At 51.6% G+C, this 23,142-nt stretch carries 24 protein-coding genes; 13 read left to right on the top strand and 11 right to left on the bottom strand.

Features of this window, described 5'->3' with window-relative positions; all coding sequences use genetic code 11:
• Window positions 1–248 precede the first annotated feature (248 nt).
• The gene (locus tag ACFQ1C_RS12040) at window positions 249–449 is read right to left on the bottom strand and encodes a YheV family putative zinc ribbon protein (RefSeq protein WP_379558863.1); all 201 of its coding nucleotides are present in this window, start codon (window positions 447–449) and stop codon (window positions 249–251) included.
• Between the two features lie 62 nt (window positions 450–511).
• Here ACFQ1C_RS12040 and ACFQ1C_RS12035 point away from each other — a divergent pair, with 62 nt between their 5' ends.
• The 5 genes from ACFQ1C_RS12035 to ACFQ1C_RS12015 all read left to right on the top strand — a co-directional run bounded on the left by ACFQ1C_RS12035 (window position 512) and on the right by ACFQ1C_RS12015 (window position 5,830).
• Window positions 512–1,201 (top strand): hypothetical protein, encoded by a 690-nt coding sequence (locus ACFQ1C_RS12035; RefSeq protein WP_379558862.1) that lies wholly within the window; start codon window positions 512–514, stop codon window positions 1,199–1,201.
• Between the two features lie 35 nt (window positions 1,202–1,236).
• Complete coding sequence (locus tag ACFQ1C_RS12030; protein ID WP_379558861.1) at window positions 1,237–3,138, top strand: ABC transporter ATP-binding protein; 1,902 nt, start codon at window positions 1,237–1,239, stop codon at window positions 3,136–3,138.
• 320 nt (window positions 3,139–3,458) lie between these two features.
• Window positions 3,459–3,890, top strand: a complete 432-nt coding sequence (locus ACFQ1C_RS12025) for a TIGR02444 family protein (protein WP_379558860.1) — start codon at window positions 3,459–3,461, stop codon at window positions 3,888–3,890.
• Between the two features lie 27 nt (window positions 3,891–3,917).
• Complete coding sequence (locus tag ACFQ1C_RS12020; protein WP_379558859.1) at window positions 3,918–4,808, top strand: 23S rRNA (adenine(2030)-N(6))-methyltransferase RlmJ; 891 nt, start codon at window positions 3,918–3,920, stop codon at window positions 4,806–4,808.
• Window positions 4,809–4,960: 152 nt separating this feature from the next.
• On the top strand, window positions 4,961–5,830 hold the full coding sequence (locus ACFQ1C_RS12015; RefSeq protein ID WP_379558858.1) for a class I SAM-dependent methyltransferase: 870 nt from the start codon (window positions 4,961–4,963) through the stop codon (window positions 5,828–5,830).
• A gap of 395 nt (window positions 5,831–6,225) precedes the next feature.
• Here the strand turns inward: ACFQ1C_RS12015 and ACFQ1C_RS12010 are convergent, their stop codons facing one another.
• Both ACFQ1C_RS12010 and ACFQ1C_RS12005 read right to left on the bottom strand, forming a co-directional pair.
• Window positions 6,226–7,341, bottom strand: a complete 1,116-nt coding sequence (locus ACFQ1C_RS12010; RefSeq protein WP_379558857.1) for a 1-acyl-sn-glycerol-3-phosphate acyltransferase — start codon at window positions 7,339–7,341, stop codon at window positions 6,226–6,228.
• Window positions 7,342–7,427: 86 nt separating this feature from the next.
• A complete protein-coding gene (locus tag ACFQ1C_RS12005) occupies window positions 7,428–8,021 on the bottom strand; it encodes a LysE family translocator (protein WP_379558856.1) in 594 nt (197 codons plus the stop codon).
• A gap of 148 nt (window positions 8,022–8,169) precedes the next feature.
• On the opposite strand from ACFQ1C_RS12005, the gene ACFQ1C_RS12000 reads away from it, so the two are divergent.
• The 3 genes from ACFQ1C_RS12000 to ACFQ1C_RS11990 are packed head-to-tail and all read left to right on the top strand — an operon-like array spanning window position 8,170 to window position 10,305.
• Window positions 8,170–9,156, top strand: coding sequence for a hydrolase (locus tag ACFQ1C_RS12000; protein ID WP_379558855.1), 987 nt, complete (start codon window positions 8,170–8,172; stop codon window positions 9,154–9,156).
• Window positions 9,153–9,377, top strand: coding sequence for a YheU family protein (locus ACFQ1C_RS11995; protein ID WP_379558854.1), 225 nt, complete (start codon window positions 9,153–9,155; stop codon window positions 9,375–9,377). The genes ACFQ1C_RS12000 and ACFQ1C_RS11995 overlap by 4 nt, the downstream gene beginning before the upstream one ends.
• A 58-nt stretch (window positions 9,378–9,435) precedes the next feature.
• Window positions 9,436–10,305: a phosphoribulokinase gene (locus tag ACFQ1C_RS11990; RefSeq protein ID WP_379558853.1), complete on the top strand. Its 870-nt coding sequence runs from the start codon at window positions 9,436–9,438 to the stop codon at window positions 10,303–10,305.
• A gap of 136 nt (window positions 10,306–10,441) precedes the next feature.
• Here ACFQ1C_RS11990 and ACFQ1C_RS11985 read toward each other — a convergent pair whose 3' ends face one another.
• Window positions 10,442–10,846 carry an OsmC family protein gene (locus ACFQ1C_RS11985; RefSeq protein WP_379558852.1) on the bottom strand — a complete coding sequence of 135 codons (405 nt, stop codon included), beginning with the start codon at window positions 10,844–10,846 and terminating at the stop codon, window positions 10,442–10,444.
• 181 nt (window positions 10,847–11,027) lie between these two features.
• Here ACFQ1C_RS11985 and crp point away from each other — a divergent pair, with 181 nt between their 5' ends.
• A complete protein-coding gene (gene crp, locus ACFQ1C_RS11980) occupies window positions 11,028–11,666 on the top strand; it encodes a cAMP-activated global transcriptional regulator CRP (RefSeq protein WP_379558851.1) in 639 nt (212 codons plus the stop codon).
• Window positions 11,667–11,733: 67 nt separating this feature from the next.
• Here the strand turns inward: crp and ACFQ1C_RS11975 are convergent, their stop codons facing one another.
• From ACFQ1C_RS11975 to hutI, 6 genes are all read right to left on the bottom strand, one after another.
• Window positions 11,734–12,837, bottom strand: a complete 1,104-nt coding sequence (locus tag ACFQ1C_RS11975) for a phosphoribosylaminoimidazolesuccinocarboxamide synthase (RefSeq protein ID WP_379558850.1) — start codon at window positions 12,835–12,837, stop codon at window positions 11,734–11,736.
• A 110-nt stretch (window positions 12,838–12,947) separates the two neighbouring features.
• Complete coding sequence (locus ACFQ1C_RS11970) at window positions 12,948–13,622, bottom strand: metal-dependent hydrolase (protein ID WP_379558849.1); 675 nt, start codon at window positions 13,620–13,622, stop codon at window positions 12,948–12,950.
• A gap of 164 nt (window positions 13,623–13,786) precedes the next feature.
• A complete protein-coding gene (hutH, locus tag ACFQ1C_RS11965; RefSeq protein ID WP_379558848.1) occupies window positions 13,787–15,319 on the bottom strand; it encodes a histidine ammonia-lyase in 1,533 nt (510 codons plus the stop codon).
• A 4-nt stretch (window positions 15,320–15,323) separates the two neighbouring features.
• Complete coding sequence (gene hutU, locus ACFQ1C_RS11960) at window positions 15,324–17,021, bottom strand: urocanate hydratase (protein WP_379558847.1); 1,698 nt, start codon at window positions 17,019–17,021, stop codon at window positions 15,324–15,326.
• A gap of 11 nt (window positions 17,022–17,032) precedes the next feature.
• Window positions 17,033–17,974, bottom strand: coding sequence for a formimidoylglutamase (gene hutG, locus ACFQ1C_RS11955; RefSeq protein ID WP_379558846.1), 942 nt, complete (start codon window positions 17,972–17,974; stop codon window positions 17,033–17,035).
• Window positions 17,971–19,191: an imidazolonepropionase gene (hutI, locus tag ACFQ1C_RS11950; protein ID WP_379558845.1), complete on the bottom strand. Its 1,221-nt coding sequence runs from the start codon at window positions 19,189–19,191 to the stop codon at window positions 17,971–17,973. Before hutI ends, hutG begins: the two co-directional genes overlap by 4 nt.
• 190 nt (window positions 19,192–19,381) lie before the next feature.
• On the opposite strand from hutI, the gene ACFQ1C_RS11945 reads away from it, so the two are divergent.
• The 3 genes from ACFQ1C_RS11945 (at window position 19,382) to ACFQ1C_RS11935 (ending at window position 21,326) form a co-directional block, all read left to right on the top strand.
• The gene (locus tag ACFQ1C_RS11945; protein ID WP_379558844.1) at window positions 19,382–19,621 is read left to right on the top strand and encodes a hypothetical protein; all 240 of its coding nucleotides are present in this window, start codon (window positions 19,382–19,384) and stop codon (window positions 19,619–19,621) included.
• A 108-nt stretch (window positions 19,622–19,729) separates the two neighbouring features.
• Window positions 19,730–20,692, top strand: a complete 963-nt coding sequence (locus ACFQ1C_RS11940; protein ID WP_379558843.1) for a YjiH family protein — start codon at window positions 19,730–19,732, stop codon at window positions 20,690–20,692.
• Between the two features lie 97 nt (window positions 20,693–20,789).
• On the top strand, window positions 20,790–21,326 hold the full coding sequence (locus tag ACFQ1C_RS11935) for a YaeQ family protein (RefSeq protein ID WP_379558842.1): 537 nt from the start codon (window positions 20,790–20,792) through the stop codon (window positions 21,324–21,326).
• Window positions 21,327–21,415: 89 nt separating this feature from the next.
• Here the strand turns inward: ACFQ1C_RS11935 and hutC are convergent, their stop codons facing one another.
• Complete coding sequence (gene hutC / locus ACFQ1C_RS11930) at window positions 21,416–22,126, bottom strand: histidine utilization repressor (RefSeq protein WP_379558841.1); 711 nt, start codon at window positions 22,124–22,126, stop codon at window positions 21,416–21,418.
• Window positions 22,127–22,281: 155 nt separating this feature from the next.
• Between hutC and ACFQ1C_RS11925 the strand changes: the two genes are divergently transcribed.
• Window positions 22,282–22,755 carry a MarR family winged helix-turn-helix transcriptional regulator gene (locus ACFQ1C_RS11925; protein WP_379558840.1) on the top strand — a complete coding sequence of 158 codons (474 nt, stop codon included), beginning with the start codon at window positions 22,282–22,284 and terminating at the stop codon, window positions 22,753–22,755.
• Window positions 22,756–23,142 lie beyond the last annotated feature (387 nt).

Genomic DNA, 23,142 nt, shown 5'->3' with positions numbered 1-23,142 from the left:
GTTTGGTTCGGTATTGCATACACTTCCTCACTCTGAAGAAGTGTCTACTTATTCGGGGCCATTCCAGTATTGGTAAGAGACGGCCCCTACTCGCTGATGAATAGTGTGTTGGTACTTACCATTAAAGTATTTTTCAAATCTGATCACTATTTTTCCGTGGGTTCTGTGGATTCCGTTGCAGACATGTCTTTAAGAAGTGGGATCGGCTTCTTCCCTGACTCTTTACCCATCACTCTTCACGCCAGTCATTACTCTGGCTTGAAAATACCGATGACATCGCCGTGACTGGCCTTGGCTACCTGATCATTCGTTTGGCTTTGCGTATGGCCACAGCTTACGCATTCTACTTTCTCGACACCGTGCTCCAGATACAGCATCATGGTGTCACTCTCGCTACAGTTGGGGCAGACTGCTCCGGCAATAAAGCGTTTTTTACGACGGGTTTCCATGGTTTTATATCCTGAACAACAAACCTTATCTTGAATTCTCCGCCAAAAATGAACTAACCACAATGACCACAAGCGCCCAATACAGTATTGATCATCAGCTTCTTGAGCTACCTCACTTAAGCCAAGGAAAACGCCAGCGCCAATTCAAAGCCCTGTTGCTTATTGTGCATCAGGGTGGCGGACTCTTGCAGCTTGGCCGACATTATTACCCCCTCGCCGGTAACGATATCGTCTTTTTACCGGCGGATACGCTATTTGCTTGGCATCGTTTTGCCCATAGCCGTGTCAGCCAACTGACTTTTTCGCCACGTTTGGCCCTGCCCACTCAAGCTGGGCGCATTACCTCGGCGCCATTATTACTAGCCGGTGCGGCACGACTTGCCGACTGGCAAGGCTCGCAAGACTGGCAAGGCGCTTATGGCCGTTTATGCCGTGTCGTGCATGATGAATTACAGTGCAGTCAGCCACGCCACATGACTAATTCCACGCCATTATTAAAGACAATTAGCGACAACATTGCCGACTTTAGCCTAACATCGGCGCAAGAAACCGAATTTAAGCGGTCGTTTAGTGCCGACAGTCATACCATTAAACAACAATGTGCCTTATTGCTTGTATTGCGCGACCTAGCCAAAAGCCCACAGCTTGAACAACTGGTGCAACGCCATGGTTTTGCCTCGGTGGCACAATTTGAGCAAGCGTGTAGCCATTGGTTAGGAACTGGCGATGATACTGACGCTAAAAACAAGTAAAATGGTGTTTTACCACAAACCTAATTTAGGGCCTTATGATTACCCTCAGCCAAATTGAACTCCTCAGGGGCGGCCGCCCGCTGTTAAAAGACACCAGCGCTACCATTCATGGCGGCCACAAAGTCGGTTTAGTCGGTAAAAATGGCTGTGGTAAATCAACGCTGTTCGCCTTATTTAAAGGCGAACTTAGCTTAGATGGCGGCCAATTTTATTTACCAGCAGACTGGCAGTTGTCCAGTGTGGCGCAAGAAACACCGGCGCTAGAATGCTCTGCGCTGGATTATGTGATTGATGGCGATAAAGAATACCGCCGTCTGTGTCGCAAGCTAGAGCAGGCAGAGCAACAACACGACGGTATTGCCATTGCCGAACTGCACGGCAAATTAGACATTCACGGTGGCTACCATATTCATGCTCGCGCCGCCGAGTTGCTGCACGGCTTAGGCTTTGTCAACGATACCCAAAGTCGCCCAGTAAGTGCCTTTTCCGGTGGTTGGCGCATGCGCCTTAACCTGGCACAGGCACTTATTTGTCGCTCCGACTTATTATTACTAGATGAGCCCACCAACCACCTCGACTTAGATGCAGTCATTTGGTTAGAGCGTTGGTTAAAGAGTTATCCCGGTACTTTGATTCTAATTTCTCACGATAGGGATTTTTTGGATGCGGTAGCCAATCGCATTATTCATATCGAAAATACCCAGCTTAACGAATATACCGGCAACTACTCAGACTTTGAGCGGTTGCGCGGTGAACAGTTGGCACTTCAGCAGTCGATGTTTGAAAAGCAGCAACGCGAACTCACCCACATGCAAGAGTATGTGGATCGCTTTCGTTATAAGGCCAGCAAAGCCAAACAAGCACAAAGCCGATTAAAGGCAATGGAGCGCATGGAGCGCATCTTGCCGGCTCATGCCGACTCGCCCTTCAGCTTTAAATTTTTGGCCCCCAGCAGCCTGCCGATTCCGCTGATCACCATGGAAAAGCTGTCTGCCGGCTATGGCGACAATGTGATTTTGTCGGACATCAAGCTGAATCTTGTTCCTGGCTCGCGCATTGGTTTGCTGGGCCGAAACGGCGCGGGTAAGTCGACCTTTATTAAGCTGCTATCTGGGGAGCTAAAGGCTCTTTCGGGTAAGCTTATTGCCAACAATGGCATTTCTTTAGGCTACTTTGCTCAACATCAGCTAGAAAGTTTGCACCTAGATTCTTCACCCTTGATGCATTTATCGCGCATCGACCCTAAAGCATCCGAGCAAAGCCTGCGGGATTATTTAGGGGGCTTCGACTTTAGAGGCGACAAAGTAAAAGATCCAGTCGGGCCCTTTTCGGGCGGTGAAAAAGCCCGTTTAGTGCTGGCGCTCATCGTTTATCAAAAGCCTAATTTATTATTGCTTGATGAGCCTACTAACCACCTCGACCTCGATATGCGCGAAGCTCTCACCATGGCATTGCAGTACTTTGAAGGTGCCATGGTTATCGTGTCTCACGACAGACATCTGCTGCGTGCGACCACCGATGAGTTCTATTTAGTAGATAATGGCAAAGTGCAGCCTTTTGATGGTGATATTGAAGATTACCACCAGTGGTTAGTGGCACAAGACAAAGCAAGTCAACCTGAAAGCAGCCCCACCACCGGTGACCATTCGGCACAAAATCGCAAAGCGGAAAAGCGCCGCCAAGCCGAATTGCGCCAACAAACCCAGCCATTGCGCAAAGCCATTACTAAGCTTGAGCAACAAATGGAGCTCTGCCAGCAGCAATTAACCGATATTGAGCAAAATCTGGCGGACCCCGATATTTACACCGCCGAACAAAAAGCCACCTTGCAGCAGTTATTAAAGGCACAAATTCCGCTGCAGCAACAGTTAGCCGAAGCTGAATCGCAGTGGCTAGAATTGCAAGAACAGCTAGAATCCCTAGAAGAGCAGCCATAATCTTTAAGCTAAAGACAAACATCGCCTTTTGCCGTCTTACCGGACTTGTTCCGGTATCTCGAGCTGAGTATTAAAAGCAAAAATGCGATCCTGGTGTTAATCCGGAAGATGGCTTAAAACACAAAAAATTTCTTCGCAACGGAAGAACACGGAATGCACGGAAAATACAGATAAGAGCGAAAGTACCTTTTTTGAGGGGATAAGACATTAGCCATCAAAAGCTCTGTCTACTTGTCGCCTTTTAACTGGATCTACGTCCGTGTATTCCGTGGCAAAAATATTATTTCGCTTTTCAGTTTTGATATGTGGGGTGACATTAAATGAGCATGCCAAGTACAGAGCAATTTTGGCAGTTTAGTGCTCAGCACTACACTCGGCCGGGGGTGGCGCAAGCCTGCTTGCATTTGCAGGATGAGCATGGTGCTAACGTGAACTTACTGCTGCTGCTGTTGATGCTGGAAGAGCGCGGTTTTAGTGCCAATGCTGCGCACTTTATGCCACTGCTCGCCACGCGCCAAGGGATGTTTAACCAGTGGCGTCGGTTGCGGCGCCAGCTTAAAGCCAAACTCAATAACGACGATTATCTACAGCTGCTGCAGCATGAACTGGAGCTAGAACGCTGGCAACAACAAGAACTACTGCAACAGCTAGCGCACACTCCGCCTATACTGGGTCACGGATGTTTGCTTAATTACCTTACCCTGCTGCAGGTGGCTGACGCGCCCTTGTGGCAGCTTAAACTCGCCGGTTAATACGGCTTTTTTCATACGGACTATTTCATGCTGAGTTATCGCCATGCTTTTCACGCAGGCAATCATGCCGATGTACTTAAACACGCGGTACAGTCGCTAATATTAGAAGCGCTGAGTATTAAAGATAAAGGGTTTTGCTACATAGACACTCACGCAGGGGCCGGTGGCTACGCGCTGGATCATGAGTGGACGCAAAAGAAGGCAGAGTATTTAGGTGGCATAGCCCCTCTGTGGCAGCAGCGCGAAAAATGGCCGCAGCTGGCGGGCTATTTTGCCGCTATCGATGCCATGAACGACGCCATGAATAGCGATCAACAACTCGATTTTTATCCCGGATCCCCCAAGGTGGCTGAATACTTTAAGCGTCCACAAGACAATTTAACGCTAATGGAACTACACAATAACGAGGTAGAACTCTTACGCGAGAATATGATGGTACCGGGTAGACGCTCGAGTAGAAGCCAAAGCCCCACCATTCACCATCGTGATGGCTTTGAAGGGCTGATTGCCCTACTGCCACCCACACTCAAGCGCGGGCTAGTGCTGATCGACCCACCTTATGAGCTAAAAGAAGATTATCACACCGTGGCCAGCACCCTCGCTAAAGCGTATAAGCGTTGGCCTATTGGCATCTACGCCATCTGGTACCCATTGCTTGCCAGAAACGTCGACCGCAGTGGCGCACTCAAAACCGCATTAGCAAACAGTGGCTTTAAGGACATTCTGTGTGCCGAACTTAGCGTCAGTGAACAAGCTGAAGACTTTGGTATGTACGGTTCGGGCATGATAGTACTCAACCCTCCGTGGAAGTTAGATGAGCAACTGAACGAGCTACTGCCACGTCTCGCCGACGCACTAGCGCAAGACAAAGCAGCCGGCTGGAGTCTGGAGTGGCTGAAATCAGCGCCAAGCGTCTAACCTGTCTTTTAGCCACAAGTAAGCTCAAAACCCAGAGGCATCTGGGTAATCTACTCCGACACGCTGCCAGTACATCCATGCTCCGCACGGATGCAAAACACAGCAACAATGTCTATTTGTATAATATTAATTTATAACCTTAGGTACCTATCTTGTATAACCAATCAGACTTTAATATTGATGATGAGATGATCGATGAGCTTAGAGACTTAGGCTATGAACTTAATGATTATTCCCTGTCAGACTCAGACTTTAGAGATCTCGATTTTGATGGTTACTCTACAGAAGACTCCGGCATGATCCTCGATGTGCCTTATGTGCCCTCCGATGAAAAAATAGTACATAGCCTGCTCAATTTAGCCGAAGTCACCAGCGAAGACACCTTGTACGATCTGGGCTGTGGCGATGGCCGCATCTTGGTAGCCGCGGCGTTAGAGCGCAATGCTCACGGTGTGGGTATTGATATAGACCCGATGCGCATCAATGAGGCCATTGAATACGCAGGACATACCGGCGTTGAGCATTTAGTGCACTTCGCTGAAGCTGACTTAATGGAAGTGGATATTAGTGCGGCTACCGTAGTCACGCTTTACCTGCTTGATATCATTAATATTAAGCTGCGTCCGCGACTGCTTGATGAATTGCTCCCCGGCACCCGTATTGTTTCCCATGCCTTTAATATGGGGGACTGGAAGCCAGATCAGCAGCAACGATGTGGCAGTATCAATCTCTATAAGTGGATAATCCCCGCCAAAGTGACCGGTATCTGGGAGTGGCAGGCAACAAACGGTGACACCTATCGTGTGAGTCTTCAGCAAAAATATCAATACGTGACGGGCACTGCGTGGATTAACGGCCAAGCGGCATCATTGAAAAATGCGTTATTGCGTGGTGACTTACTTGAATTGACGGTGCAGGCTGACAACAGTCGCCCGATTCGTTTTTTGATGCGCTGCCAGGCAAAGCAATTGGTGGCCGCTGAGGGAGACTTACAAGCGACACCCGCGGTGAAAATAAGCTAGATGCGATAAGTTAAAAGTAAAGTGCGAGCCGAATAGTGATACCAATCTCACTAAATATCTGATCTATTTTAAAGCTTGGAGTGTTAGAGGCAACACAGCCACCTGCGAAATATAGGAGAGGATGAAGGGCACTGCTCCACCGACCATCACATAACAGGGATGTTATGTGTTTGAGCGCCACAAGGAGGTGCTTGCAGCGTGTCGATGGAGTAGGCCGTTTATCCGACCTTTATAGGAAATAAAATCAGACCATTTGTTTAGTGCGATTGGTATTATTAGAAGGTTGGCAGAAAGACGTAAAAAAGCCGCGAAATCCGCGGCTTGAGGTATTATTTTTTGAACTAGGTGCTGGGGCGGCCCCGTTATGCAGGGCTGGACTCGGTCTTAGCACTGATTTAATTCGACACCTTCGCTTTATTCTCTACCGGCCGTGCGTACATTGACAGCACCATTTCTTTTAGCTCAGTAGGTATTTGCGCGATGTGTTGCTCAAAGACTTTCACTTCGTCTTGATGGCCTGCTACAGCTTGGCCTGCAGCAAGTAAGTTGCTGGGAAATAAATGGTAGTTGGCGTAAATTTGCTGATCAATAGCCTCAGCTAATTGATCGGCGCTTTCAAACTCCCCTTGCAATGGTTCGCCAAAAGCCACGTGCACTCGTCCTTTTTGGCCAACAATACCCTGCACTATACTTTCTACGTCTTCAAACTCTCGCTTTTCATAGGCCCCCTGCGACGCTTTTGAATGTAGCTCGCGCGCCTTGGCCTGATCGCCAGGATCATATTCATAAGAAATAGAGACCGGCACCAAGTTCAGGGTTTTAATATAATCGGTAAACGGAATTTTTTGTCGCTTACCTTCCATGTAAAACATTTTAAGAATCGCGGGGTCGGTTTTATCATTGCCGTCTTTGGCACGTCCTTCTTTTTGCGCAATCCAAATAGACTGTTTTTCATCAATGGAATGACGTAAATAGGCCGACAGTTCACTAAAGGCCTTCATCATTTCTCGCGGGCCTTTAACCGAACGTTTCACAATAAAGCTTTTGTTTAATTTCATCAGCTCGGCGGCACAGGGTTTACGCAACAAATTATCGCCGATGGCAATGCGCACCGTATCCAACCCATTACTATACAAACCCCAGTTTACAAAAGCGGGATCCATCGCAATATCGCGGTGGTTAGAAATAAACAAATAGCCTTTAGTAGGATCTATTTGTTCCAGCCCAGAAAACGTCACGCCAGAGGTGGTACGGCTGATCATTTTGTCCATATAGCTGGCCACTTCCAGCTGAATTTGGCGAACGCTATTCAGCTTGCGCCAGCGCCAGCCTAGATAAAGCCGGATCAGCGCTTTGATAACGGGGCCACCCATACCGAACAATGTAGAAAAACGGTATTTGGCGATGGCACCAATGAATTCGTCGTCGTGAATCAGGCGCTGAATGGCACCGGCGACTTCATCATCCCGATAGGGGCGAATATCCTTAAATAAATCCGTGTCTGAAACCATGATAACCTTAGGGGTTAGGGGAGCGAAAACGTCCAGATTTTACACGCTTTATCGGCAAACTGTAACGATAATGCTTATAAAATCGCTTAATGCCAGATCATAAATACGCTAGCCGCCGTTAATAACGCCATAAAGTGATTAAAGCGTCGCCAATCCTTCGGCGTGTGCAACCAGCGCCGCAAGTGAAGACCAAAAAAAGCCCAAATATGACCAGTGACTAACCCAAGCGATAAGAAGATGGCTAACACCGCTAATGCCGAGGGCCAATATTGTTCGCCTGCGAGAGTAAAGCCGCTGATCGCTGACACCGCCATCAACCACGCTTTAGGGTTAAGAAACTGAAACAAGGCTCCTTGGTACCAGCACATGCTTTTTGTTGTTTCGGCTGTCGTTTGTATGTCGGCACTGCCGATCTGCCATGCTAACCACAATAAATAACCACTGCCAAAAATTTTTAATCCCCATTGTAAAGAAGGCCACATCAGAAATAGCTGGCCCAGCCCCAGCGCGCTAATCAGCATTAATAGCTGCAAACCAAACATAATGCCTAATAACAGCTTAAGCGTGGGACGATAGCCAAAACGAGTAGCACTGCTGGTTAGCAACATATTATTGGGGCCAGGCGTGCCGCAGGAAGCGAAAGCAAAGCCCGCAGCAGAACTTAACAAGGCAAAATCCATGAGGTACTCGGCAAATAGTCAGGTAAAAACGTTGTTTTACTCGATTTTGTTGACGCTGCCCAGTACTTTAGCAACTGAGTGTAATTACGTTTTGGTGGTAACCCACCGCTTATATAGGCCGATCCTTAATGTGTAGTAGCAAACAGCCATGATACATCCCAGCCAGTTTCAGGCACCTTGGTGGGCCCGCAATTCCCATATGCAGACTATTCTTGCCAAGTATTTGCATCGTAACCGCATCAAACATCGTCGAGAACGACTGGAGCTACCCGATGGCGACTTTGTTGACCTTGCTTGGGGATTACCAGAACAAAGCGATAATAAACCGCTGGTAGTGTTGTTTCATGGCTTAGAGGGCTGTATTGAGTCGCACTATATTCAAGGCATGATAGCCGCCCTGCACCAACAGGGATGGCAGGCGGTATTAATGCACTTTCGGGGCTGTAGCGGCGAGCCCAACCGTTATATGCAGGCTTATCACTCTGGTGCCATTGAAGATCCGCATTATGTTTTAGGTTTACTGCGCCAACGCTATCCAGAACGCCCCATCGCCGCCATCGGTTATTCGCTGGGTGGCAATATGCTGGTGAACTATCTGGCCAAATATCCGCGAAACCCATTATGCGCAACCGCGGTCGTGTCGGCACCATTGCAACTGTCAGCCTGTGCAGATCGTATCAATTCGGGTTTTTCTCGTTGTTATCAGGGCTATTTACTCAGCCGTATGATCACTAACTGGCAACAACGATTACGCCGTCATCCTCAACATCAATGGCAAGGGGACCTTACGCGAATTAAGAGCTTGCGCGAGTTTGATGATAAAGTAACGGCACCAGTACATGGCTTTAGTGATGCCGAGGATTATTACGAACGCTGCTCCGGTTTGTATAAACTCGCCCAGATCAGCACACCCACCCTGATGATCCACGCCGCCGACGATCCTTTTATGAACGATGCGGTTATCCCCGATGCCAGCGACTTACCACCGGCCATTACTTATGAACTGAGTCGCAGCGGCGGCCATGTGGGCTTTATACACGGTTTACCCTGGCGGCCTAATTACTGGTTAGAATCTCGGGTGCCCCAATGGCTTGCTCAACAATGGCCACCTTATTTGAAGGACAAAAACGAATGATTATTCCTTTTACCGACCTCAGTGAAGACACCCTTAACAATGTAATAGAGCAATTTGTGTTGCAAGAAGGCACCGAGTACGGTGCTCAAGATGTTTCATTAGCAGAAAAAGTTATTGAGGTAAAACAGCAACTTAAGAGTGGAGATGCGGTCATAGTGTACAGCGAACTGCATGAGAGCGTGAACATACTGCCGGCGGCACAGTTTCGAAACAAGTCTTGACCTAGCCCCAGCGCACTGCGTATAAACATTCACAGTTCTATCATTTTTAGGGTTTTTTATGTCTGCCAAGCACCCCATTATTGCGGTGACCGGCTCCTCGGGTGCCGGCACTTCAACCTCTACCGAGGTGTTTAAATCTATGTTTGCCCAGCTGGGGGTTAAGGCCGCTATGCTCGAAGGCGATAGTTTTCACCGTTACACTCGGCCAGAGATGGACGTGGCTATTCGCCGTGCCCGGGAGCAAGGTAGACATATCAGCTATTTTGGCCCAGAAGCCAACGATTTTGAGTTGTTAGAGCACTTTTTTAAGGAATATGGCAACACGGGTACCGGACAATTTCGTCGCTATTTACACACCTTTGACGAAGCCGTACCTTTTAATCAAATGCCAGGCACGTTTACACCTAGCCAAAAGTTACCTGACGACACTAACTTGTTGTTTTATGAGGGGCTGCACGGCGGTGTAGTAACAGATGATCATAATGTGGCACAGCATGTGGATCTGTTGATCGGCATGGTGCCGATCGTCAACTTGGAGTGGATCCAGAAGTTGATCCGCGATACTGCAGAGCGCGGCCACTCACGGGAAGCGGTCACCGACTCTATCGTGCGTTCGATGGAAGATTACATTAATTTTATTACGCCGCAATTTTCTCGCACTCATATTAATTTTCAGCGTATTCCCACCGTAGACACCTCTAACCCGTTTAGTGCCAAGGTGATTCCCAGCGCCGACGAAAGTATGATGGTGATCCGTTTTCGTGGTATTAAAAACGTCGATTTTCCTTACCTATTAGCCATGATCGACGGCTCTTTTATGTCACGTCGTAACACCATAGTGGTGCCCGGCGGCAAAGTCGGCTTCGTGATGGAGCTTATACTGCGCCCCATGCTGGAGCGCTTGCTGGAAACCGGAAAAATTCGTTAAGAGACAGCTTAAGGCATCGCGATACGCCTGACGCCGCAAGCCGTAAGTTAAAAATAAACACCGCGACCGGCACTTCACTGACAGCGTATGGCGTACGGCTGTTGCTCTGAGCTGCGTCAGCAAGACGGGAAAATCTTTAAGCTTCGCGGATCTCATAAGATGAAGACGCTGCTAGGGCCTTATCGAGCATTTTCATTACCGAACAGTATTTCTCCATCGATAACTTGACCGCTCGAGCAACATGTTTTTCCGATAAGTCCTGGCCTGTTACCACAAAGTGCAGATTGATCGCGGTAAATACCCGAGGTGGTTCCTCGGCCCGTTCAGCATCAAGTTCCACTTCGCAGCCGGTAATTTTCTGGCGGCTTTTTTCTAAAATTGACACCACATCAATGGCACTGCAGCCGCCCGCACCTAGTAGCACCGCTTCCATGGGACTAGGGCCTTTGCCTGGGTTTGTGCCGTCCAGTATCAGTTTATGGCCAGACTCAGAGTGTCCTTCAAAACACATGCCTTCTAACCAACTCACCTTGGCTTTCATAACTGCTCCTCATTAAAAGCACCATATTACCCCATTGAATGCAGCCCGACGAGCAGGATAAAAGGCCAAGCCACTTGATGGCGAGGCATAAGCCTTTTATGCTATCGGACTATATACGTGCAAGGCAGCCTGCTTGCTAGGCCTAAGCCAGAGCTAATTAAAATAATTAAGAGGATGTATCATGATTATTGGCAAGCCCCAAAGTGATCCCACCCTAGAATGGTTTTTGTCGCATTGCCATATTCATAAGTATCCGGCAAAAAGCTCTTTAATCCATGCGGGCGAAAAAGCAGAAACCTTGTATTACATCGTTAAAGGATCAGTTTCCGTACTTATCAAAGATGAAGACGGTAAAGAAATGATCCTGTCTTATCTTAATAAAGGTGACTTTATCGGTGAGTTAGGGCTGTTTGAAGAAACAGATAATCCACTGCGTACCGCTTGGGTTCGGGCTAAATCGCCTTGTGAAGTAGCCGAAATTTCTTATAAGAAGTTTCGTCAGTTAATTCAGGTGAATCCAGAAATTTTAATGCGACTGTCGGCACAAATGGCCGAGCGTTTACAAACTACCAGCCAAAAAGTAGGTGACTTGGCGTTTTTGGATGTGACCGGACGCATTGCCGAAACCTTGCTCAGCCTGGCACGCCAGCCCGATGCCATGACACACCCCGACGGCATGCAAATTAAAATTACTCGTCAGGAAATTGGCCAAATTGTCGGTTGTTCTCGCGAAACCGTGGGCCGCATTTTAAAAATGTTAGAAGAGCAAGAGCTGATCTCCGCCCATGGTAAAACCATAGTAGTATTCGGCACTCGTTAATAGCGATAGCAACAACCATAAAAAAGCCCGAGGCAAGCCTCGGGTTTTTTATAATCAAGAAACGGGGTTAATCAATCAAGTCGTATTGCTCTCGTAATATCTTAATAATATCTGCCTTGGGATTATCCGATAACACTAATTTTTGACCAGTTACCTTTTCTGCTATGCCGACATAGGTACGAGAGATGTTCATTAACACCTCAACCGGCAAGGCGTTATCGCGCGCTAGCGCTTCTCGCTCGGGCATGCGCTCTTTATTCAATAAAATATCTGGGTCAGGAAAATGATTCAATAGAGTCTGGCGAAAATCTTCTTTCGAATTTTCTACGATACGACCTTGTGCATAAGCCTCGCCATCCCAAATTCGCGACGAGTCTGGCGTGCCCACTTCATCCATATAAATCATTTTTTCACGGCCCTGAACATCCGTGACGTAGCCAAATTCAAACTTGGTATCAACAAAAATTTGATCCAGTTTAGCCAGCGCTTGGCTTATTACTTCAAAGCCTTCTGTTAATAATCGCTCGTAGTGGGCAATATCGTCAGCTTGTTTGAAATTGAAGGCTGCAAAGTTGTCTTCGATATTTTTTCGCGTGATATTAACGTCATCTGCCTCTGGCACACCGGGAATACCGGTCAGAATGCCCTTGGTCGAAGGTGTCATCAGCAGTTCGGGTAACTTCTGATCTTTTTGCAAACCGTCGGGCAGACGAATACCACAAAATTCCCGCTCGCCTTTGGCGTAGCTACGCCACATGGAGCCGGTAATATACTGGCGACAGATAGCTTCTATTTTTACCGGTGTCGCTTTTTGCACGATCCACACAAAGGGGTGCGGAATGTCCAATATATGGCTATCAGCTAGGCCTTGTTCTTGAAATAGCTTAAACCAGTGGTTAGAAATAGCATTAAGAGCCGCTCCTTTACCTGGCACGCCTTGCATACCCTCTTCGCCCCGCCAAATGCAGTCGAACGCCGAAATACGGTCGCTAATCACCATAATGGCCAAGGGCGCATCGGCGGCAACGGGGTAGCCTTTCTCTTGAATTAAACGACGGCTATCGGCCTCGGTTAACCAATAGACTGAGCGCACTTTGCCGCTGTGTACAGGTTGCTGGGTACGGATAGGAAGGTCATTGTTTACGGCCAATACCTGGTCTGCAAGGCTCATCTGCTGTGTCCTGTGTGTGGAGTGTTAATCGGCGCTGGCATCACTACGCGGTTTTATCATCGTTATAATAGCGTGTGCTGGTAATAAACCATGCCAGAGACACTATCTTATCAGATGAAAGAAATCGGCAATAGTTGTCGTAACACCACGAGTAACGGCTGCGGCGGCGGAGCTAACCACCCGCCGAGTAACAGCAGCGCCAGCAAGGCAATATTGGGCAGCAATGCAGGCCACGCTATCACTTTAAACGCAGTGCCAAACGACTTCTTTAGTCGCCGCCCTTCTAGATCGATGCTGTATAGCTCATCCAGCAGTAAATGAATGGTCGCGCCCGCAAACATGAATGCGCCCATCAGCCAGGCCAGCTCGGCACCAAGATTAAACAGCTGATGGCTAATCACCACTGTAACCATGGCGAACACCAGGTTGGCCAGCAGCGAGTGCAGGCTGGCCCTGTGTACCGTCAGGCGGGCGAATGCCCAGCACAGAGGATAACGCACCAGCAGATAAGCCACCGCCCCCAGCAGCAGGGTATCAAGCAAGGGTAAATGCTGGCGACCATAGAGCAGCGTCAGCGTGGTGCCGAGCATGCCGAACAAACGAAAGATAATCTGAATGGAACGAGAGGTATCAGCGTCTATATCCGGCATAATCCCGCCCAGCGTGCCGGTTAACCACAACAGGCCCGCTTCGGGCAGGCTCACCAACTGCGTCCAGGCCAGAGCTCCCGCCAACACGCCGCTCACCACAGACGCCACTTGCACATGCGTTTTAAAATTTGCCATCGACCACGTTCCAGGCTAATAAAGGGCGCAGAGTGTAACAGGGAGTACTGGATAAAAAAACAGGCCTCATGAGATGCTAATCAGATGACCTGAGCTTTATTCCGCCCATAAAAAAGGGGCTGCCAAAGCAGCCCCCTCAAATGTTCCTGTTTATTCATTCAAGCTTAGCGACTGGGTAGCAACCCCGGCTGCACCAGATGACTCAAGGTTTTGGACTTGAGCAGTGCATCGGCCTGTTCGAGATCGGGGGCAAAGAAGCGGTCTTTATCGTAGTAAGTAACAACTTCACGCAAGGCCTTACGGGCCACTTCCAGCGTTTCGGTGGTCTTGAGGCCATCGCGGAAGTCTAGGCCCTGACAGGCAGCCAGCCATTCGATAGCCAGCACGCCGCGGCTATTTTCCGCCATCGGCCACAGACGACGACCACCATTAGGCGCCATAGACACATGGTCTTCCTGGTTGGCAGACGTCGGCAGCGAGTCGACCGAATGCGGGTGCGACAGCGCCTTGTTGTCGGAGGCCAGCGCCGCTGCGGTTACCTGAGCTATCATGAAGCCGGAGTTGACGCCGCCATTTTCCACCAAGAAAGGAGGCAGACCGGACATGTGGGTATCCATCATCAGGGACACACGGCGCTCGCTCAAGGAGCCAATCTCGGCAATCGCCAGCGCCAGGTTATCCGCCGCCATGGCAACCGTCTCGGCGTGGAAGTTACCGCCGGATATCACGTCGTTGTCTTCGGCAAATACCAGCGGGTTGTCGGACACCGCGTTGCCTTCTACCAACAGCACTTCGGCAACCTGACGCATCTGAGTCAGACAAGCACCCATTACCTGGGGCTGACAGCGCAGAGAGTACGGGTCTTGCACTTTTGAACAGTCGTTATGGGATTGGCTGACTTCGCTGGACTCACCCAACACGTGGCGATAACCCGCGGCGGCATCGATCTGCCCCTGCTGGCCACGCACCTCATGGATGCGTGGGTCAAACGGACGACGAGAACTCAGGGTGGCCTCTACAGTCAGACCGCCGATCACGATGGCGCTGGCGAACAGGTCTTCTGCTTCAAACAGGCCGCGCAGGGCAAAGGCTGTGGACACCTGAGTACCATTCAACAGGGCCAGGCCCTCTTTTGGTGCCAGTGCCATCGGCTTGAGACCGGCAATTTCCAGCGCCTGACCGGCACTAATCACTTCGCCTTTATAACGGGCACTACCTTCACCCAGCAACACACAGCTCATGTGCGCTAGCGGCGCCAAGTCGCCGGAGGCACCGACCGAACCCTTGCCCGGGATACAGGGATAAACTTCGTGATTGACTAGGGCCATCAGCGCTTCCAGCACCTGCAGACGGATGCCCGAGAAGCCACGGGCCAGCCCATTAACCTTCAGTATTATGATAAGGCGTACCAGCTCGTCGCTGATCAATTCGCCCATTCCGGTGGCATGAGACAACACCAAAGAGCGCTGCAGTGTTTCCAGATCTTCCGGCTTGATACGCGTGCTGGCCAGCAGACCAAAACCGGTGTTGATGCCGTACACGGTGCGATCTTCGGCGACCATGCGGTTAACGCAGTCAACAGAGGCCTGAATGGCGTCGTGGCAACTGGGGGCCAGCTTGATCTGGACCGGCTGCTCATACACCTTGCGCATCTCGGCCAGTGTCATTTTTCCGGGGTTGATTGTCAGAGTCGTCATCCCATTAATCCTTATTAACCATTGGCAGATCCAGCCCCTGTTCACGGGCACAACCGATAGCAATATCATAACCGGCATCGGCGTGACGCATCACCCCGGTACCCGGGTCGTTACGCAGTACTCGGCCCAGGCGGGCGGCGGCAGCATCGGTTCCGTCGGCGACTATTACCACACCCGAGTGCTGGCTGAAGCCCATGCCCACACCACCACCGTGATGCAGAGAAACCCAGGTCGCGCCGCCTGCGGTGTTCAGCAAGGCATTCAGCAACGGCCAGTCAGAGACCGCATCGGAGCCATCGAGCATGGCTTCGGTTTCGCGGTTGGGGCTGGCGACGGAGCCAGAATCCAGGTGGTCTCGACCGATCACGATGGGCGCTTTCAGCTCGCCGCTCTTAACCATTTCGTTGAAAGCCAGCGCCAGACGAGCGCGGTCTTTCAGGCCAACCCAGCAGATACGGGCAGGTAGACCTTGGAAGGCGATGCGCTCACGCGCCATGTCCAGCCAGTTGTGCAAGTGCGGGTTGTCCGGGATCAGTTCTTTCACCTTGGCGTCGGTCTTGTAGATATCTTCCGGATCGCCACTCAGTGCCACCCAGCGGAAAGGACCTATGCCTTCACAGAACAACGGGCGCACATAGGCGGGTACGAAGCCGGGGAAATCAAAGGCATTCTTCACGCCTTCTTCCAGCGCCATTTGACGGATGTTGTTACCGTAATCTAGGGTCGCGGCGCCGCGATCTTGCAGATCCAGCATTGCCTGTACCTGTACCGCCATCGACTGCTTGGCGGCCTTAACCACGGCGGCCTCGTCCTGCTTACGCATGTCGGCGGCGTGCTCCATGGTCCAGCCTTGAGGCAGGTAGCCATTCAGCGGATCGTGGGCAGAAGTTTGGTCGGTAACCACGTCTGGCGTGATGTTTCGCGCGACCAGCTCCTTGAATACGTCGGCGGCGTTACCCAGCAGGCCGACGGAAATCACCTCGCCCTTGGCTTTCGCTTCATCGAGCATACCCAACGCTTCGTCTAGGCTGTAGGCCTTCTTGTCGACGTAACGAGTGCGCATACGGAAGTCGATACGGGTTTCGTCACATTCAACGGTAATACAGTTGAAACCGGCCATGGTGGCGGCCAGCGGCTGAGCGCCCCCCATGCCACCCAGACCACCGGTCAGTACCCAGCGACCTTTGGCTTCACCGTTGAAATGTTGTTTGGCCACGGCGACGAAAGTTTCGTAGGTGCCCTGCACTATGCCCTGAGAGCCGATGTAGATCCAAGAGCCGGCGGTCATCTGGCCATACATCATCAGGCCTTTCTTATCTAGCTCGTTAAAGTGTTCCCAGTTGGCCCAATGAGGCACCAGATTGGAGTTGGCAAGCAGCACTCGCGGGGCGTCGGCGTGGGTCTTGAACACACCAACCGGCTTGCCGGATTGTATCAGCAGGGTCTCATCGTCTTCTAGGCGAGTCAGTACTTCTGCGATGCGGTCGAAACAATCCCAGTCTCGAGCCGCGCGGCCAATACCACCGTACACCACCAGATCTTCGGGACGCTCGGCCACGTCTGGGTGCAGGTTGTTGTGCAGCATGCGGTAGGCGGCTTCGGTCAACCAGCTCTTGCAAATTTTGTTCACGCCGGTCGGTGATTTGGTCACACGGCCTGGCGCGTGACGCTTGTCTTGCTGTGACATATCTTGTTGTGACATGGTGTGTCCCTCTACAGTGTCAAAGTATGAATTAACCGAGCCGCCAGTCGTGCCGTATGGCCATCAACGTCATACTCGGGGTTAAGCTCTGCCAAATCTGCAAGTCGTAACTTGCCACTGGCGGTAATCTGTTCAATCAATGGTTCAATCACATCCAGTGCTACCCCCCGGGCGGCCGGTGCGCTTACACCGGGTGCCTGGGCTGCGGGAAACACATCGATATCTATGGTCAGGTATAGGTGGTCGCAGCGACCGATAAAAGCGTTGAGATCGCTCTTCATCTCGGCCAGCCGACCTTGAGTCATGGCCCGATCTTCCCATACCAGTGTTTGCAACTGTTCGGCTTTATCGAATAATGCCTGGGTATTGGAAGCCCGACTTACGCCCAGACAGGCGTACTGAAAAGGCCAGCCCCGTTGCTCGCAAACCTGAGCTATCTGGGCGAAGGGAGTGCCAGAAGACACCACCAGACCTGGATCGCGCAGATCGAAATGGGCATCAAAATTGATAATGCCAATACGCGGGGGCTGTGCTTGCGTAGCCTCTTGTGTCATAAAATGTTGCGCCAGACCGCTCCAGGAGCCGAAGGCCACCTCGTGGCCACCGCCCATGACAATGGGCAGCTGGCGGTGTGCCAGACACTCGGCGACCCGCTCGGCCAGGGCGCTGTGCGCCGCTTCCAGATCTTCGCCTGCACAGACCACATCGCCGGCGTCATAAACCGGGCCCGACTGGTGCCAGGCCAGGCTCGCCAGCGTCTTGCGCATGGCGGCCGGTCCCTTGGCGGCACCCACACGCCCCTTGTTGCGGCGTACGCCTTCGTCGCTGCAAAAACCAATCAGGGTCGTGCCCGGCTCGGCCGCGGTGCTGAACGGCCGCACCTGCTGGTGCCAGCGGGCGGTATTCGCCTCGGGATCGACCCGTCCACTCCAAAGATTCATGTCCGGCTTCATGCTGCACCTCCTGACATTTTTCCAGCCACGACACGGTGCGTTAGCCGAGGCAGACCCACGCTGTAGGCCAGTTCTGCCGGGTTAGTGGTATCCCACAAGCAGAAGTCCGCCTGTAACCCGGGGGCGATGCGACCCACCTCGGTCTGTAATCCCAGTGCCTGAGCACCATGGGCGGTCACGCCGCGCAGAGCCTCGATGGGGGTCAAGCGGAATAGCGTGCAAGCCATATTCAACATCAGTTTCAGGCTGAAGATGGGTGAGGTGCCCGGGTTGGCATCGGTTGCTAGCGCCATCGGTACTTGGTAGCGGCGCAGCAGCTCGATGGGCGGCATCTTAGTTTCGCGTAATATGAAAAAAGCGCCGGGTAACAAGGTGGCCACGGTGTCAGCCTCTGCTAGGGCCTTAACTCCGTCTTCGTCCAGATATTCGATATGATCGACTGACAGCGCGCCGGCCCGAGCAGCGGCGGCGCTGCCCCCCAGGTTAGATAACTGCTCGGTATGACCTTTGATGGCCAGACCGTGAGCCTTGGCGGCGGCATAAACCCGCTCGCACTGTTCGACCGAGAAAGCAATATTTTCGCAGAATACATCCACCGCATCGGCCAGCCTTTCGGCGACCGCAGCCGGGATCATCTGGCTGCACACCAGGCTAATGTAGCCGTCGGCGTCGTCTTTATACTCCGGCGGTAAAGCATGAGCACCGAGCAGGGTTGTTACCACCCGCACCGGCAGTTCGCGGCCAAGACGACGTGCCACTCGCAGCATCTTCAATTCGTTTTCCACATCCAGACCATAACCGGACTTGATTTCAACTGTGGTCACGCCATCAGCTATCAAGGCCTGTAAACGAGGTTTGGCGCTCTCGAAAAGCTCATCTTCAGAAGCGGCGCGGGTAGCACGTACCGTGCTAATGATGCCGCCGCCGGCTCGAGCGATTTCTTCATAGCTCGCACCTTCCAATCGGGCTTCAAACTCGCCAGCGCGGTTACCGCCGAATACCAGATGGGTATGGCAGTCAATCAATCCGGGGGTCATCAGCGCACCCTTTACATCAATGCACTCAAAACCGGATTTGTCGTCGACGCTTAGTTCACTCACCGGCTTAAGCCAGGCAATACGCCCTTCTTTCACCGCGATTGCCATCGGCTCGGTGGCACTCTCGAGACCATCAAACAAAGACACGTTGATCCAGAGCTGTAGTGATGACTGATGCATGAAAAGGTCCTCAAAACGATATTTGTATATACATTTAAACCTATTACTTTTTTCTAGCAACCATTATTAACTAAAAACACTAAAATAACTGACATTGATCACATTAATTGCACACCTCATTAACCTACCTACCTTTCATGTATATACATTTAGCACCGCCTATCAATCATGACTTACAAGGATCCTCCTGATGCATCAGGTCTCGGAGCAACCCCATACTCCCGGCAAGGCCATCGGCCGGCTGCTCGGATTAAGTGCCGTCGGCATCTTTATCTTCTTTATTCCCATCAGCCTGCAGGGCAAGACCAGTATTCCGCTGGATCATATGGTCGGCTGGCTGCGCGCCGCCTTGGGTGAAAACGGCGCCGGCTGGTATGCCATGGTAATGATAGTGGCGGGGGCAATTTATCCGCTGGTTACCGGCCGCTGAAAGCATAGCCTGACCGATCGCATTTTTCTGCTGCTGAAATGGCTGGGCGTCATCGCCGGCGTGCTGGCGCTTACGGGGGCTGGGCCCGCCGCCCTGCAAACGCCGGACATGCTGCCGTTCCTGTTCAACAAGTTGGTGATTTCGGTGGGGCTGATCGTACCCATCGGCTCGGTATTTCTGGCTTTTCTGGTGGAATATGGCCTGCTGGAAGCCATCGGTATTCTGGTTCAAAAGCTGATGCAGCCTATCTGGCGCACGCCGGGCCGTTCCGCCATTGATGCGGTCGCCTCTTTCGTCGGCAGCTACTCCATCGGCTTGCTGATCACCAATCGGGTCTATGTCTCCGGCCATTACTCGGCCCGAGAAGCGGCCATTATCGCCACCGGATTTTCTACCGTGTCCGCCACCTTCATGATTATCGTGGTCAAAACCCTGGACTTGATGGCTATCTGGAATCAGTACTTTTGGCTGACTCTGCTGATTACCTTCGTAGTCACCGCCATCACGGTGCGACTGCCTCCACTGTCGCGGCTGGATAACCAAGCCGAGCACCGAGAGCCAGCCTGCGAAAATGGGAACCGCTTGGGCGTTGCCTGGCAGAATGGTGTACAGATTGCCGAGCAGGCGCCATCTCTCGGGCGCAACGTGATCGACAACTTCAAGGACGGCCTGGTGATGACCATCAGTATATTGCCGTCCATCATGTCGGTGGGACTGATTGGCCTGCTGGTGGCCAAGTACACGCCGATATTCGACTGGCTGGGTTATCTGTTTTACCCGGTGACTTGGCTGTGGGGAATCGAAGACGGCATGTTGTTGTCTAAGGCGACCGCCTCGGGACTGGCGGAAATGTTTCTGCCGGCGTTGCTGATGGCCGAAGCCGACTTTGTCGCTCGCTTCGCTGCTGGCGTGGTGTGCGTATCGTCGATACTGTGCTTCTCGGCGTCCATTCCCTGCATTTTGGCAACCCGACTTCCGCTGAAAGTGGGCACCCTGGTGCTGGTGTGGTTTATCCGCGCCTTTTTAAGCCTGTTGCTGGCCATTCCCGTGGCCATGATGATAGCCCCTTAAGTCCTTACTATCCTCTTAGCCCGGCCGCAGCTGCGCGCCGGGCTGGCTCCCGCTGCAGCTTACCGTTAAGATGTCGCCTTTTACACGAGACAACCTCATGGCCCTGACTGCCACCCTACATAAAGTTCGTATGAATATCAGCGACTTGCACCGACACTACTATCAAGAACATAATATGACCGTAGCCCAGCATCCTTCAGAGACCAACACCCGGCTGATGGTGCGCCTGCTGGCCTTTATGCGCCATGCCGATGATGACTTAAGCTTTACCAAGGGCCTAAGCACCGACGACGAGCCGGAGTTGTGGCTAAAGTCGGCGGATGGCCGCATTCTATTGTGGGTGGAGTTGGGCGAGCCCAGCGTCAAGCGCATCAAACAGGCGCTGTCTCGAGCCGAGCAGGTGGTGATTTACAGTTATGGTGGCCGTAGTGCCCAGGAATGGTGGAACAAACACCAGAGCGAACTCGGCCGGTTGCCGCGATTGCAAATTTATCATCTGGACGACCCGCAACCGGCACAACTGGCCGAGCTTTGTGCTCGCAGCATCGACCTGTTTGCCACTCTGCAGGAAAGTGACGTACAGGTTACCGATGGTGAACACAGCATAGACTTAAAGCTTAGCCAGTGGCGCTGAAGCGTGAAGCATGAAGCATGAAGCATGAAGCATGCAAATATTGCAGCTTCGCTTTGTCTTGGCAATGGCCGGCGTGCATGCCGGCCTGCTTAGCCCAGCTTGAGGGTGGAGCGCAGCTTGTATTTGTCGCCCGGATGCCAAAGCCGGGCAAAGCTGACCAACTGATGCAGCGACCAGGTGCGCCGAGTCACTAGCAGGCAGGGGGTTTCTGGCGATAGCTGCAACCAATCGCCAATGTTGACCGGCGCCATTCGAGCCTCAACAACATGCTCCAGATCCGACAGCGGACAATGCTCTACTAGGTAAGCGTTTGGGGTCTGTTGGCCGAAATCACACTGCAAATAGCCGGGCACCAGCGCCGGATGTACGAAACGCTCTTCCACTTGTATCGGTAACTTGTTTTCCAAGTGCACTATCACCGAATGAAATACCCGAGCATTAAGCCGCATGCCCATGTGCAGGGCGACCTCCTCGTTGGCTCGAATGGCTTCCAGTACCAAGACACTGTTACTGTACTCGTGGCCACGCAGCCGTACTTCGTCGGCAATATTATTGATATCCGCCAGCGGTGACTCCGCCTTGGGCTCGGTGACAAAGGTGCCCAGACCTGCACGACGCATCAGATAACCTTCCTGCACCAAATCCCGAATTGCCTTGTGGGCTGTCATTCGGCTGACCTTGAATTGCCCAGCGAGCTCCTGCTCCGGCGGTATCTGATGATGCAACGGATACTCCCCAGACTCGATTCGAATCAGGATATGCTGTTTGATCTGCTGATAAAGGGGAATAGATTGGGTCACGTGGCCTCCGGTAACAATTGTAATTGTACAGACAATTGCCTGTCTGTCACATACAGCCCCGGTTAAACTATGAGCCTGATCCCACAAGGACTTTAAACAATGGTGAATTTGCGCTATTGTCCGCGCAAATTCAGTCAGCCATCGGTAGAAAGGCCTTGGAAAAACATGAAGACGTGCTGGTGGCTCTGCGCCAGATTATACGCGCAATTGACTTGCACTCCCGCCAACTCAGCAAAGCCTCTGGCCTTACAGGTCCGCAGTTACTGCTACTGCAAACGATTCGCGAGCATGGCGACATCACCATGCGCAAGTTGGCTCAAGCAACCCATATGAGTCAGGCTACGGCGACTACGATTATCGACCGGCTAGAACAAAAGCTTCTGGTGCGCCGCGAACGTAGCCAAACAGATAAACGCAAGGTATATGCGGTACTAACCGAAGACGGTATTACCAAGCTAAAATCAGCCCCAAGGCCTCTGCAAGAAAGCTTTATTCAGCGTTTTCAAGCGCTAGAAGATTGGGAGCAAAATCTGCTGCTATCGTCGGTACAACGCGTTTCATCGATGATGAACGCCAACGATCTCGACGTAGCGCCGCTGTTGCAAGTGGGGAGTTTGTTGCGAGAGTAAAGGCCCTACGGGCAGCTTTAAGCCATAAGCTTTACGCTGTAAGTAAAAAACTGAATACCAGACTTACCTGCTTATTCAGCCTCTGTTTCGCCTATCACTTTTGCTTGGGTCTAGTCTCGTTCTCAGCTCTAACCATCAAGATCCTTTTCAGATCTGATCACTATTTTTCCGTGGCTTCCGTGTTCTTCCGTGGCAAAAATAGGGTTTGATGTGATATTTAAACAGTTTCGCCCTCGACGAGATACTGGGGCCGTCATGCCGGGCCACGACCCGGTACCGGTAAGACGACATAAACAAGACCGTGCCTATATTTAAGCTTGGTTGGAATGGCCCCGAATAAGTAGACACTTCTTCAGAGTGAGGAAGTGTATGCAATACCGAACCAAA

The organism is Oceanisphaera ostreae (assembly GCF_042676125.1).
Classification (GTDB): Bacteria; Pseudomonadota; Gammaproteobacteria; order Enterobacterales; family Aeromonadaceae; genus Oceanimonas; species Oceanimonas ostreae.
This window is presented reverse-complemented; position numbering and strand designations above follow the sequence as displayed.